The organism is Pantoea sp. E956-1, assembly GCF_982223955.1.
The window spans coordinates 533,469-547,224 of the sequence record NZ_CEUYZP010000001.1 but is presented as its reverse complement, the minus strand read 5'-3'; the positions used below and the strand labels follow the sequence as shown (position 1 = coordinate 547,224).

General features: G+C 52.8%; 11 protein-coding genes. 8 read left to right on the top strand and 3 right to left on the bottom strand.

The annotated features are described in order from the left end of the window. Nucleotides 1-85: 85 nt before the first annotated feature. Nucleotides 86-493 carry a histone-like nucleoid-structuring protein H-NS gene (gene hns, locus AC0T7J_RS02640; protein WP_473791977.1) on the bottom strand — a complete coding sequence of 136 codons (408 nt, stop codon included), beginning with the start codon at nucleotides 491-493 and terminating at the stop codon, nucleotides 86-88. Nucleotides 494-905: 412 nt separating this feature from the next. Between hns and tdk the strand changes: the two genes are divergently transcribed. Beyond that, nucleotides 906-1,526 carry a thymidine kinase gene (tdk, locus tag AC0T7J_RS02635; RefSeq protein WP_473791975.1) on the top strand — a complete coding sequence of 207 codons (621 nt, stop codon included), beginning with the start codon at nucleotides 906-908 and terminating at the stop codon, nucleotides 1,524-1,526. A 68-nt stretch (nucleotides 1,527-1,594) separates the two neighbouring features. On the opposite strand, the gene adhE is transcribed toward tdk, so the two are convergent. Then, nucleotides 1,595-4,282, bottom strand: coding sequence for a bifunctional acetaldehyde-CoA/alcohol dehydrogenase (gene adhE / locus AC0T7J_RS02630; protein WP_473791973.1), 2,688 nt, complete (start codon nucleotides 4,280-4,282; stop codon nucleotides 1,595-1,597). Between the two features lie 460 nt (nucleotides 4,283-4,742). On the opposite strand from adhE, the gene AC0T7J_RS02625 reads away from it, so the two are divergent. The 7 genes from AC0T7J_RS02625 to oppF all read left to right on the top strand — a co-directional run bounded on the left by AC0T7J_RS02625 (nucleotide 4,743) and on the right by oppF (nucleotide 13,351). After that, nucleotides 4,743-5,390 carry a YchE family NAAT transporter gene (locus AC0T7J_RS02625; protein ID WP_010244367.1) on the top strand — a complete coding sequence of 216 codons (648 nt, stop codon included), beginning with the start codon at nucleotides 4,743-4,745 and terminating at the stop codon, nucleotides 5,388-5,390. A 582-nt stretch (nucleotides 5,391-5,972) separates the two neighbouring features. Continuing rightward, entirely contained in the window at nucleotides 5,973-7,598 is a 1,626-nt protein-coding gene (locus AC0T7J_RS02620) for an ABC transporter substrate-binding protein (protein ID WP_473791971.1), read from the top strand. Between the two features lie 154 nt (nucleotides 7,599-7,752). Then, a complete protein-coding gene (oppA, locus tag AC0T7J_RS02615; RefSeq protein ID WP_473791970.1) occupies nucleotides 7,753-9,393 on the top strand; it encodes an oligopeptide ABC transporter substrate-binding protein OppA in 1,641 nt (546 codons plus the stop codon). Nucleotides 9,394-9,484: 91 nt separating this feature from the next. After that, the gene (gene oppB, locus AC0T7J_RS02610; protein ID WP_337012790.1) at nucleotides 9,485-10,405 is read left to right on the top strand and encodes an oligopeptide ABC transporter permease OppB; all 921 of its coding nucleotides are present in this window, start codon (nucleotides 9,485-9,487) and stop codon (nucleotides 10,403-10,405) included. Between the two features lie 14 nt (nucleotides 10,406-10,419). Continuing rightward, nucleotides 10,420-11,328: an oligopeptide ABC transporter permease OppC gene (gene oppC / locus AC0T7J_RS02605; RefSeq protein ID WP_031593133.1), complete on the top strand. Its 909-nt coding sequence runs from the start codon at nucleotides 10,420-10,422 to the stop codon at nucleotides 11,326-11,328. An 11-nt stretch (nucleotides 11,329-11,339) separates the two neighbouring features. Continuing rightward, a complete protein-coding gene (oppD, locus tag AC0T7J_RS02600) occupies nucleotides 11,340-12,353 on the top strand; it encodes an ABC transporter ATP-binding protein (RefSeq protein ID WP_010244386.1) in 1,014 nt (337 codons plus the stop codon). Continuing rightward, the gene (gene oppF, locus AC0T7J_RS02595) at nucleotides 12,350-13,351 is read left to right on the top strand and encodes a murein tripeptide/oligopeptide ABC transporter ATP binding protein OppF (RefSeq protein WP_010244389.1); all 1,002 of its coding nucleotides are present in this window, start codon (nucleotides 12,350-12,352) and stop codon (nucleotides 13,349-13,351) included. The genes oppD and oppF overlap by 4 nt, the downstream gene beginning before the upstream one ends. A gap of 48 nt (nucleotides 13,352-13,399) precedes the next feature. Here oppF and AC0T7J_RS02590 read toward each other — a convergent pair whose 3' ends face one another. Next, nucleotides 13,400-13,723: an HI1450 family dsDNA-mimic protein gene (locus AC0T7J_RS02590; RefSeq protein ID WP_275103035.1), complete on the bottom strand. Its 324-nt coding sequence runs from the start codon at nucleotides 13,721-13,723 to the stop codon at nucleotides 13,400-13,402. Between the last annotated feature and the right edge of the window lie 33 nt (nucleotides 13,724-13,756).

Here is a 13,756-nt window from a genome sequence, read left to right as displayed (position 1 = left end):
ATCTGATTAAAAGAAAAAAAGGAAGCACCGGCTTCCTTTTTTATTGCGCATCAGGCTGCCAGGAAGGCAGTCACACTGCGGGTTTTTACAGTAAAAAATCGTCCAGCTTTTTACCCTGTTCTTCAAGCGCTTTTTTAATCACGGCCGGTGTGCGGCCCTGACCGGTCCAGGTTCTGGACTCGCCTTTTTCATCGGTGTAACCATATTTAGCCGGACGAACCGAGCGTTTACCTTTTGGCGCAGTCCGTGTGTCGGCCAGCGTGTTAATCAGTTCATTCGGGTCAATACCATCAGCCAGTAGCATTTCACGATACTGATTAAGCTTACGCGTGCGTTCTTCATTTTCTGCCTGAAAATGAGACTCTTCTTCGCGGCGCTCTTTTACTACTACGTCCAGCTTTTCCAGCATCTCTTCCAGTATTTCAACGGAATACTCTCTGGCCTGGGCGCGCAGCGTACGGATATTATTAAGAACTTTTAGTGCTTCGCTCATTGTCCTGGTCTCTGAATAAGGGAAAAGTGGTGTTGCCCGCTAATAGTAGTGGCGACATAAAATAACTGCAATCATAAAAATGTGTATATCACTAATTACCCTGGTGACTAAAATTACGCTTAGCCAGAAATTTTTGCAGTTATGTTCAATAAAAAGTATTTCTCTTAAGTCTGATATCAAATAAATTTAATGTATTTTGGGGCGGTAACAAAAATGTCATTCCTTTTGGTGCGGATAAAATAAGTAAGATTTATCCCGTCCGGCAGTGCACATAGCAGGCGCTGGAAACTGCATGCAGAGGAATAAACGGCCAGCCGTTACACTTTAATTCATTCATCAACCGCACCGTATTGCCGAAGCTTTGTGGTAATATGCGCGCCATTCCATTCAGTCCTGATGAAGATACGCGCCGATGGCTCAACTCTATTTCTATTACTCTGCCATGAATGCAGGGAAATCGACCGCACTGTTACAATCCTCCTATAACTATCATGAGCGTGGCATGCGTTCACTGGTTTACACTGCTGAAATCGATAATCGCTTTGGTGCCGGGCAGGTGAGTTCCCGTATCGGATTGTCGTCACCGGCCTTGCTATACAACGCAGAGACATCACTCTACAGTGATATCGCTGCTGAACATGCTGTTCAGCCTGTCCACTGTGTGCTGGTTGATGAGAGTCAGTTCCTGACCCGCGAGCAGGTTAAAGCACTGTCAGATGTTGTAGACAATCTTGATATTCCGGTGCTCTGTTATGGCCTGCGAACGGATTTTCGCGGTGAACTGTTTGTTGGTAGTCAGTATCTGCTGGCGTGGGCAGATAAGCTGGTTGAACTCAAAACTATTTGTCACTGTGGTCGCAAGGCCAGTATGGTTCTGCGGCTGGATAGCGAGGGCAAACCTTTCAGTGAGGGTGAACAGGTGGTGATTGGCGGTAACGAACGCTATATCTCAGTCTGCCGTAAACATTATAAACAGGCGATAGAGCAGGGATCGTTGCAGGCGATCCACGGCGCTCAGACTCCGCTGAATTAACCCTATTGTTCAGGCAATAAAAAACCCGCCGGGGCGGGTTTTTTTATCAGACAGTCAGAACGGCACTATCAGACTTTTTTGGCTTTCTTCTCAAGTTTAATACCTTTTACCGGCTGCTCAGCAATGGCTTCGGCTACGCTTGAGAACGGTTCGGTGAATTCACGACCGTAATAGGTATCGAGCATAATCTGTTTCAGTTCAGCAATCAGCGGATAACGTGGGTTAGCACCGGTACACTGGTCATCAAACGCATCATCGGCCAGTTTATCGACTTTCGCCAGGAAGTCCGCTTCCTGCACACCCGCCTCACGGATAGAGGTCGGAATACCAAGTTCAGTTTTGATCTCATCCAGCCAGGCGAGCAGCTTCTCAATTTTCTGCGCGGTGCGGTCGCCCGGTGCGCTCAGACCCAGATGGTCAGCAATCTCGGCGTAGCGACGGCGCGCCTGAGGGCGATCGTACTGGCTGAAAGCGGTCTGTTTAGTCGGATTGTCATTCGCGTTGTAGCGAATAACGTTAGAGATTAACAGGGCGTTGGCCAGGCCGTGTGGGATATGGAACTCTGAACCCAGCTTGTGCGCCATTGAGTGACAAACCCCGAGGAAGGCGTTGGCAAACGCAATACCGGCGATAGTGGCGGCATTGTGTACGCGCTCACGCGCCACCGGATTTTTGGCTCCTTCAGCATAGCTGGCTGGCAGATTCTCTTTCAGAAGCTTCAGTGCCTGCAGCGCCTGTCCGTCAGAGTATTCATTCGCCAGCACTGAAACATACGCTTCCAGCGCGTGAGTCACCGCATCCAGACCGCCGAAGGCGCAGAGTGAACGCGGCATATCCATCACCAGGTTGGCATCGACAATCGCCATATCAGGCGTCAGCGCGTAGTCAGCGAGCGGATATTTCTGACCCGTCGCATCATCGGTCACTACAGCAAACGGCGTGACTTCAGAACCGGTACCGGATGTGGTGGTGATGGCAACCATGCGCGCTTTGACACCCATTTTCGGGAACTTGTAGATACGTTTACGGATATCCATGAAACGTAACGCCAGCTCTTCGAAGTGAGTTTCCGGATGTTCGTACATCACCCACATGATTTTCGCGGCATCCATCGGTGAGCCACCGCCGAGCGCGATGATGACATCCGGTTTGAAGCTATTCATCTGCTCTGCACCTTTACGCACGATGCTCAGCGTCGGGTCAGCTTCAACTTCGAAGAACACTTCCGTTTCAATGCCGTGTGATTTCAGCACGCGGGTCACCTGGTCGGCATAGCCGTTATTGAACAGGAAGCGGTCAGTGACGATAAAGGCACGTTTCGCGCCATCCGTTGCCACTTCTTCCAGCGCAATTGGCAGTGAACCCCGACGGAAGTAGATGGATTTAGGAAGTTTATGCCACAACATATTCTCAGCTCGCTTGGCGACAGTTTTGGTATTGATCAGATGTTTCGGACCGACGTTCTCTGAAATAGAGTTCCCGCCCCACGAACCACAACCCAGCGTCAGAGACGGTGCCAGTTTAAAGTTGTAGAGGTCACCGATACCGCCCTGCGAGGCGGGGGTGTTAATCAGAATACGCGCGGTTTTCATTTTGTCGCCGAAGTAGTGAACGCGTTCGGTCTGGTTATCCTGATCGGTATAGAGACAGGAGGTGTGGCCGATACCGCCCATGGCGACCAGTTTTTCTGCTTTCGCGACCGCATCCTGGAAATCTTTCGCCCGATACATCGCAAGGGTTGGTGAGAGTTTTTCATGGGCGAACGGCTCAGACTCATCCACCAGTTTAACTTCGCCAATCAGAATCTTAGTGCTCGGTGGCACGCTGATACCGGCCATCTCCGCAATTTTAAATGCTGGCTGGCCTACGATGGCCGCATTCAGGCCGCCGTTTTTCAGAATGATATTCTGCACCGCACTCAGTTCGGCGCCCTGCAGCATATAACCGCCGTGGCTGGCGAAACGTTCACGCACCGCGTCATAGACTGAATCGACCACAATCACCGATTGTTCAGAGGCGCAGATAACCCCGTTATCAAAGGTTTTCGACATCAGAATCGACGCAACGGCACGTTTCAGATCGGCGGTTTCATCAATCACGACGGGCGTATTACCGGCACCGACACCAATAGCAGGTTTACCGGAACTGTAAGCCGCTTTCACCATGCCTGGACCGCCAGTGGCGAGAATCAGGTTGATGTCAGGGTGATGCATCAGTTGATTTGACAGCTCAACGGAAGGTGCGTCGATCCAGCCGATAATATCTTCTGGCGCACCAGCAGCAATTGCGGCCTGCAACACGATATCTGCAGCTCTGTTCGTCGCATCTTTCGCACGTGGATGGGGTGAAAAGATGATCCCGTTACGGGTTTTAAGGCTGATTAACGCTTTGAAGATGGCGGTTGAAGTGGGGTTAGTCGTCGGGACGATACCACAAATCAGACCAATGGGTTCAGCGATGGTAATGGTGCCGAAAGTGTCGTCAGTGGCTAACACACCACAGGTCTTTTCATCTTTATACGCGTTATAGATATATTCTGAAGCAAAATGGTTTTTGATCACTTTGTCTTCGACGATGCCCATACCGGATTCGGCAACGGCCATCTTGGCAAGCGGGATTCGGGCGTCTGCGGCGGCGAGGGCGGCTGCACGGAAGATAGCGTCGACCTGTTGTTGAGAAAAGTTGGCATATTCACGCTGGGCTTTTTTTACACGTTCAACCAGTGCATTAAGTTCGGCGACATTGGTTACGGCCATGGTGTTCTCCTGAAGGAAGTTAAACTTTTTTAGTAAACAATCCTGCGCCCTGAGTATAGTCACGTTGCCATAAGGCGTTGGACTGGGTCAGAACGCCCGGATTTTCAACTGTTTACTGAACTAGTCTTCTGTTGCAGTCAGTGAGATTTTCTTCGCTGCCGCTAATACTTCCGTTGCGAAAAGATTACCTGGTTTGGGGTAGAGCAATTTTGATGCAGATCAATTTAACCGCAAGCTGACACCTTTCAGCTCCCCTTTACGCTCTTTGTTTATCAAATTGGTTACCTCTCCACGTCATCAGTCTGGTAGCGGCTAAATCCAGTCACTTTTTAATCTCTGGGGTAAAGCGCTGGATACTCCGTCATTCAACAGTTTAAATAGCTGAGTCAGCATCTGGCGTCCGTGCCTGTTTTCACATACATTAGGCGCGTTTTCCCCCCCTGTGGTACGGAGTAAAGTCGTGAACCCTGCGCTGTTAGATTTATCAGGCTATATAAAATTTTTTGTCGGGCTCTTTGCGCTGGTTAATCCGGTGGGAATTATTCCGGTCTTCATCAGCATGACCCGTTATCAGGGGGTGGCTGAGCGTAACAAAACCAACCTCACTGCCAATCTGGCGGTGGCTATTATTCTCTGGACCTCTCTGTTCCTTGGGGATGCGATTCTGCATGTGTTTGGCATCTCGATTGACTCCTTCCGCATCGCGGGTGGGATCCTGGTCGTCACCATTGCGATGTCGATGATCAGCGGCAAGCTTGGCGAGGATAAGCAGAATAAGCAGGAGAAGTCAGAAACGGCGATTCGTGAAAGTGTGGGGGTTGTGCCGCTGGCGTTGCCTCTGATGGCGGGGCCGGGTGCTATCAGTTCAACCATCGTCTGGAGCACCCGCTACCACAGCTGGATAAATTTGCTGGGGTTCACCCTGGCGATTGCCATCTTCGCATTCTGTTGCTGGTTACTCTTTCGGGCCGCGCCGTTAATGGTGCGTATTCTTGGCCAGACCGGCATCAACGTTATTACGCGTATTATGGGTCTGTTACTGATGGCCCTAGGGATCGAATTTGTTGTCACCGGCATGAAGTCCATTTTTCCCGGCTTACTCAATTAAACGCTCACTTATTTCAGAGAGTGAAGCGAAATAATGATCCGTAATGGTGCAGTAGGGGCATTTTATGCACCATTACGATGCAAGTATTCGTTGTGCTTAACAGAATCAGGCAATTATAAATTTCATTACTGCGCGCTGGCTCACAGACTTTTTTCTGCGAAATAATGTCACTATTTTCACACGATATTCTGCTCTCTATTTTCGTATCAGCCCCACAAATTGCCAGAATAATCACGCTATCTTAAATTTCATCACGCTGAAGCCAGATTACCCAATATAAGTGCCAAAAAAGAGGCCGTTTGCCGCTGCTTTCTGCTCTTAAGAGGGATTTCCAGCTAAATAGTCTATTTTTCATATCGATATAATATTTTCAGGACGAAAATTAACACTTCCGCTGCCTGACTTCTCATGATAAAAGAGAATTAGTTAACATTTTAGCTATTTTGCTTTGGCGCGCCTTCGCGGCTTCTGATAATTTTTGGCCCAACGTAAAATTTTTTCTCCGAAAGCCCAAAGTGAGAACGCTTTTTGCTTAAGCCTGTCGGGATACTTAATTTAAGGTTGGCGTTTCGCATGATTGGGATGAAGAACTTACAGCAGCCGCGGTCAACACTCGCAGTCGTTTTGTTAATGGCTTTTTCGCCGGCCTATGCCGCCACGGTGCCGCCGGGTACAACACTGGCCGCGCAGCAACAGATTGTGATCAATAACGGCAATGAAGACTCCTCGCTGGATCCGCATAAAACCGAAGGCGTGCCGGAATCCAATATTATTCACAACCTGCTGGACGGCCTGGTCAATACCGATAACAGCGGGCAGGTCGTTCCTGGCGTCGCTAAAAGCTGGGAAAACCCGCAACCTGCCGTCTGGATTTTTAATCTGCGGGAGGATGCGAAGTGGAGCAACGGTGAGCCGGTTACCGCCGCTGATTTCGTCTACAGCTGGCGCCGTCTGGTGGATCCGAAAACCGCGTCGCCTTACTCCAGCTATCTGCAGGCAGCCCATTTTGCCAATATTGATGCCATCCTTGCCGGTAAAGCGTCACCCGATCAGCTGGGCGTGAAGGCGCTGGATGCCCATCGGCTGCAAATTACCCTGAGTGAGCCTGTTCCTTACCTGGTGGCGATGTTAGCGCATACGGCGATGAAGCCGGTTTATGCGCCTGCCATTAAGCAGTGGGGCGAAGCCTGGACCCGCCCGGGTCACTACATCGGTAACGGCGCCTACACGCTGAGCGACTGGGTAGTGAATGAAAAAATTGTCGTGAAGCGCAATCCTCGCTACTGGGATAATGCGCACACGGTGATTGAGCAGGGCACCTTCCTGCCGATCGCTTCTGAAAACAGTGATATCAATCGCTACCGCAGCGGCGGCACGGATATTACTAACAGTGCGGTGCCACCAGAGATGTTTGGCAAGCTGCGCAAAGAGCTGGGCGATGAAGTGAAGGTCAGCCCGCTGCTCTGCACTTTCTACTACGAGATTAACAACAAAAAGCCGCCGTTCACCGATGCACGGGTGCGTGCCGCGCTGAAAATGACCCTCGATCGCGAGGTGATAGCCAATAAGATCATGGCCCAGGGGCAGATTCCGGCTTACAGCCTGACGCCACCTTTCACCGCCGGTATCAAACTCACGCCACCTGCCTGGTTTACCTGGACGCAGGCGCAGCGTAATGAAGCCGCGAAGAAGCTGCTGGCCGGGGCCGGTTTTGATGCAGCCCATCCGCTGACCTTTACGCTGCTGTATAACACTTCCGATCAGAACAAACGACAGGCGATTGCGGCCGCGTCGATGTGGCAGAAAAACCTGGGTGCTAAGGTGACACTGCAAAATCAGGAATGGAAAACCATGCTGGAGACCCGGCATCAGGCACAGTATGACGTGGTACGCGCCACCTGGTGTGCCGATTACAATGAACCCTCAACCTTCCTGAACATGCTGATCAGCAACGCCTCGATCAACACCGCCTTTTACAGTAGCGCGACCTTTGATCGTCTGATGGCGGAGACACTGACGGCGGGCAGCGAGGCACAGCGTGCCGACCTGTATCAGCAGGCTGAAACACAACTCGACAAAGACTCACCAATTGTGCCAGTTTACTACCGCGTAAGTGTGCGCCTGGTGAAGCCCTGGGTTGGCGGCTTCACGGGCAAAGACCCGCAGGACATGACAGACCTGAAGTACTATTTCATCAAACAACACTGATCTGATCGCCCGTTCGGCGAGACAGTCGGGAAACGCATCAGCGTACAGACCATTTTGGGGTCAATCTCCCTGGTAACAGGCCGGGGAGCCCGGAGACGGGGGACGCCGGGGCAGAGCATCGCCACGGTGACGATAATAAAACTGGAGTGTAATAATGAACAACATCACGAAAAAAAGCCTGATAGCAGCGGGCGTTTTCGCCGCAGTAAGTGCCCTGGCAGGTAATGCGGCTTTCGCGGCAACCGTACCTGCGGGCGTTGAGCTGGCGGCAAAACAGGAACTGGTTCGCGGCAATGGCGATGAAGTACAATCGCTGGATCCGCACAAAATTGAAGGCGTGCCGGAAGATAACGTGGCGCGCGATCTTTACGAAGGTCTGCTGGTCAATGACAGCACCGGCAAACCGGTTCCCGGCGTGGCGGAAAGTTACGAAAACAAAGATTTCAAAGTGTGGACTTTCCACCTGCGCAAAAATGCGAAGTGGTCTAATGGCGAGCCGGTAACGGCGCAGGATTTCGTTTACAGCTGGGAGCGTCTGGTCGATCCTAAAACGGCTTCACCTTACGCCAGCTATCCGCAATATGGTCATATCCTGAACGTCGATGACATCATCGCCGGTAAAAAGCCCATTACCGATCTGGGCGTCAAAGCCATTGATGATCACACGCTGGAAGTCACCCTGAGTGAGCCGGTTCCCTATTTTGATAAGCTGCTGATTAACTCCGTCATGTCACCGGTCTACAAACCGGCGATTGAGAAGTTTGGCGATCAGTGGACTCAGCCACAGAACTGGGTCGGCAACGGCGCCTTTAAGCTGGACGCGCACGTGATTAACGAGCGTATCACTCTGGTGCGTAACCCGAACTACTGGGACAACGAACACACCGTCCTGAACAAAGTCACTTTCCTGCCAATCAGTTCTGAAGTCAGCGACGTTAACCGTTACTTCTCCGAGAACGGCAGCGACATGACCTATAACAATCTGCCGATTGAGCTATTCAAAAAGCTGCAGCGTGACAACGGTAAAGAACTGCACGTCGATCCTTACCTCTGCACCTACTACTACGAAATTAACAACCAGAAAGCGCCATTTACCGATCCGCGCGTGCGCGCCGCCCTGAAGCTGGGTCTGGATCGTGACATCATGGTCAATAAAGTGCTGGCGCAGGGTCAGATCCCGGCCTATAGCTACACGCCACCAGCGACCGACGGCATGGACATTCTGCCGCCAGACTGGTTCAAATGGCCGCAGGAAAAACGTAATGCCGAGGCGAAAAAGCTGCTGGCTGAAGCGGGATACACTGCCGACAAACCACTGACCTTTAACCTGCTTTATAACACCTCCGATCTGCACAAGAAGCTGGCAATTGCCGCCTCGTCGATCTGGAAGAAAAACATCGGCGTGAACATCAAGCTGGAAAACCAGGAGTGGAAAACCTTCCTGGATACCCGTCATCAGGGTAACTTCGATGTTTCGCGCGCGGCCTGGTGTGCGGACTATAACGAACCGACATCCTTCCTGAATACCATGCTGTCCAACAGCAGCAGTAACACCTCGCACTATAAGAGCGACGCTTACGACAAAGTGGTGCGTGGCGCGATTAAAGCACCTGATGAAAAAGCCCGTGCGGCGGAGTATCAGAAAGCCGAGCAGATCCTGGATAAGGACAGCACCATCGTACCGGTTTACTACTACGTGAATACCCGTCTGGTGAAACCTTATGTCGGTGGTTATAACGGTAAAGATCCGCTGGATAAAACGCTCGATAAAAACTTCTACATCATCAAACACTAATAGCATTCAGGCTATCAGCAGTGGCGGTGCCTCTGGCGCCGCCTTTTAATTTTTTTATATGTTGTGAAGCAACAGCCTGGTAGGTACGGCAATGTTAAAATTCATCCTGCGTCGCTTGCTTGAAGCGCTCCCGACGCTGTTCGTCCTGATTACCATCTCCTTCTTTATGATGCGACTGGCACCCGGCAGCCCGTTTACTGGCGAGCGCACCCTGGCACCGGAAGTGATGGCAAACATTGAGGCGAAATATCACCTCAACGATCCTATCGGTAAGCAGTATGTCGATTACCTGGTGCAGCTGGCGCACGGCGACTTCGGCCCATCTTTTAAATACAAAGATTATTCGGTCAACTACCTGGTCGCGCATGCGTTCCCGGTCTCGGCCAAACTTGGCCTGGCCGCGTTTCTGCTGGCGGTGGTACTTGGCGTCACGGCCGGGGTTATCGCAGCGCTCAAACAGAACAGTTTATGGGATTTTGCGGTGATGGGGGTGGCAATGACCGGCGTGGTGATACCCAGCTTCGTGGTCGCACCGCTGCTGGTTCTGCTGTTCGCCATCACCCTGAAATGGCTGCCGGGCGGCGGCTGGAACGGCGGGCAGTGGAACTACATGTTGCTGCCGATGGTGGCGCTGTCGCTGGCTTATATCGCCAGTATCGCGCGTATCACCCGTGGGTCGATGATTGAAGTGATGCACTCCAACTTTATCCGCACCGCGCGCGCCAAAGGGTTACCGCTGCGCCGCATTGTGCTGCGTCATGCGCTGAAACCTGCGCTGCTGCCGGTGATCTCCTACATGGGACCGGCGTTTGTCGGCATCATCACCGGGTCGATGGTGATTGAGTCGATCTACGGTCTGCCGGGCATCGGTCAGCTGTTTGTCAACGGCGCGCTGAACCGTGACTACTCGCTGGTAATGAGCCTGACCATTCTGGTTGGTTTGCTGACCATCGTATTCAACGCGATTGTTGACGTGCTCTATGCCGTTATCGATCCCAAAATTCGTTACTGATTGCGGAGTTCGCCATGATGTTAAGTAAGAAAAACAGCGAAGCTCTTGATGCGTTCAGTGAGAAGCTGGAAGTAGAAGGGCGTAGTCTCTGGCAGGACGCGCGTCGTCGTTTTATTCATAACCGCGCTGCCTCCATCAGCCTGCTGGTGCTGTTCCTGATCACCCTGTTCGTAATCTTTGCGCCGATGCTGGCGCAGTTCACCTACGACGATACCGACTGGGCCATGATGTCCTCGCCGCCCGATACCACTTCTGGCCACTGGTTCGGCACTGATTCTTCAGGTCGTGACCTGCTGGTACGTGTGGCTATCGGTGGCCGCATCTCGCTGATGGTGGGCGTGGCTTCTGCGCTGATCGCGGTGATTGTCGGGACGCTCTATGGCTCGATTGCTGGCTATCTCGGCGGCAAAACAGACTCGGTGATGATGCGTATTCTGGAAATCCTTAACTCCTTCCCGTTTATGTTCTTCGTGATCCTGCTGGTGACCTTCTTTGGTCGCAATATCCTGCTGATTTTTGCCGCTATCGGCATGGTTTCGTGGCTCGATATGGCGCGTATTGTGCGTGGCCAGACGCTGAGCCTGAAGCGCAAAGAGTTTATCGAAGCGGCCCATGTGGGCGGGGTATCGACCTGGAAAATCGTGGTGCGCCACATCGTGCCGAACGTGCTGGGCGTGGTAGTGGTTTACGCCTCGCTGCTGGTGCCGAGCATGATCCTGTTTGAATCCTTCCTGAGCTTCCTGGGACTGGGTACGCAGGAGCCGCTGAGCAGCTGGGGCGCACTCCTCAGCGACGGGGCAAACTCGATGGAAGTGTCGCCGTGGCTGCTGCTCTGGCCGGCAGGCTTCCTGGTGGTTACGCTGTTCTGTTTCAACTTTATCGGCGATGGCCTGCGTGATGCCCTCGACCCGAAAGATCGTTAAGGAGTTTCCCGATGACTATTCATGAATTCCAGCCAGCAATGGCGGCCCGCGCGGGAAGCGAACAGCTACTTACGGTCAAAGATTTACGCGTCACCTTTGGCACGCACGATGGTGATGTTACCGCCGTTAACGATCTGAACTTCTCGCTGCGCGCCGGTGAGACGCTGGGCATTGTCGGTGAGTCCGGTTCCGGCAAGTCACAAACCGCCTTTGCCCTGATGGGGCTGCTGGCGAAAAATGGCCGCATTGGCGGTTCGGCGATGTTCAATGGCAAAGAGATCCTGAATCTGCCCGAGAACAAGCTCAATAAACTGCGCGCCGAACAGATTGCGATGATCTTCCAGGACCCGATGACCTCGCTGAACCCCTATATGCGGGTGGGCGAGCAACTGATGGAAGTGCTTAAGCTGCATAAAGGGATGAACAACGCGCAGGCGTTTGAAGAGTCGGTGAGAATGCTGGATGCGGTGAAAATGCCGGAAGCGCGCAAGCGGATGAAGATGTACCCGCATGAGTTCTCCGGCGGTATGCGTCAGCGCGTCATGATCGCCATGGCGCTGCTGTGCCGTCCTAAACTGCTGATTGCCGACGAGCCGACCACCGCGCTGGATGTTACCGTCCAGGCGCAGATTATGACGCTGCTCAACGACCTGAAGCGCGAGTTCAACACTGCTATTATCATGATCACCCACGATCTGGGTGTGGTGGCGGGGATCTGCGACAAAGTACTGGTGATGTATGCCGGACGCACCATGGAGTATGGCCGTGCCCGCGATGTCTTTTATCAGCCGTCACATCCTTACTCGATTGGTCTGCTTAATGCGGTGCCGCGTCTGGATGCGGAAGGGGAAAGTCTGACGACGATTCCGGGTAATCCACCCAACCTGCTGCGTCTGCCGCAGGGCTGCCCGTTCCAGCCGCGTTGTCCGCACGCTATGGATATCTGCACCCAGGCACCACCGCTGGAACCCTTTGGCGAAGGCCGTCTGCGCGCCTGCTTTAAGCCGGTGGAGGAGTTAGTATGAGCACCGTAGCTGAAAAAAGAGTGTTACTGGAAATCGCCGACCTCAAGGTGCATTTCGACATCAAAGATGGCAGGCAGTGGTTCTGGCAGCCATCAAAAACCCTGAAAGCAGTCGATGGTGTCAGCCTGCGGCTGTATGAGGGGGAAACCCTGGGTGTGGTAGGCGAGTCTGGCTGTGGTAAATCGACCCTGGCGCGCGCCATTATCGGGCTGGTCAAGGCGACCGAAGGTCGGGTCGCCTGGTTAGGCCGTGATCTGCTGGGGCAAAGTGAAGAGGAGTGGCGCAAGGCGCGAAGCGATATCCAGATGATATTCCAGGATCCGCTGGCGTCGCTGAACCCGCGTATGACCATCGGCGATATCATCGCAGAGCCACTGAGAACCTATCATCCAAAAATGGCGCGTCAGGAAGTGAAAGACCGCGTCAAAAATATGATGATGAAAGTGGGGCTGCTGCCTAACCTGATTAACCGCTATCCGCACGAGTTCTCGGGCGGTCAGTGTCAGCGTATCGGTATCGCCCGCGCGCTGATTCTTGAGCCTAAGCTGATTATCTGTGATGAGCCGGTCTCTGCACTGGACGTCTCGATTCAGGCCCAGGTGGTTAACCTGCTGCAGCAGCTGCAGCGTGAAATGGGCTTATCGCTGATCTTCATTGCGCACGATCTGGCGGTGGTGAAACATATCTCTGACCGGGTACTGGTAATGTATCTGGGGCATGCGGTGGAGCTGGGCACCTACAAAGAGGTCTACAGCAATCCTCAGCATCCTTACACCCGTGCGCTGATGTCCGCGGTGCCGATTCCCGATCCGGACAAGGAGAAGAACAAGCAGATTCAGCTGCTGGAGGGGGAGCTGCCGTCGCCGATCAATCCGCCATCAGGCTGCGTGTTCCGCACCCGTTGTCCGATTGCCGGTCCGGAGTGTGCGAAAACCCGGCCGCTGCTGGAAGGCAGTTTCAACCACGCGGTCTCCTGTCTGAAAGTCGATCCGCTATAATGCAAAACGCCGGGCAATCGCCCGGCGTTTTCTTATCAAATCTGACGCTTACTCACGCCACAGGATATGACAGAGTTTGTGGTCTTTCTCGCGGCACAGCAGCACGCGAGCAAAGACGTCGGTGATCGGTTCACCGTCCGCTTCACCCAGCCCAATCACCACCTCGGCGAAGAAGTCCGGGTTCAGGTCGAAATCGACATGATCTTTCCAGTCGTCAGACGGATCAAACAGCTCTGCGCCACCGCGCTCTTCGAACTGCAGATTGAAGAGGATGACGTCTGCCGGGTCAAGATTGTCGACTGCCAGTTCGAGAAAAATATCGTAGGCTTGTTCCAGCGTTTCATCTTCGGTAAGGCGATTATTTAAATCCATAGTCTGTCCTGTCGGCCTGCGGCCATTTACACA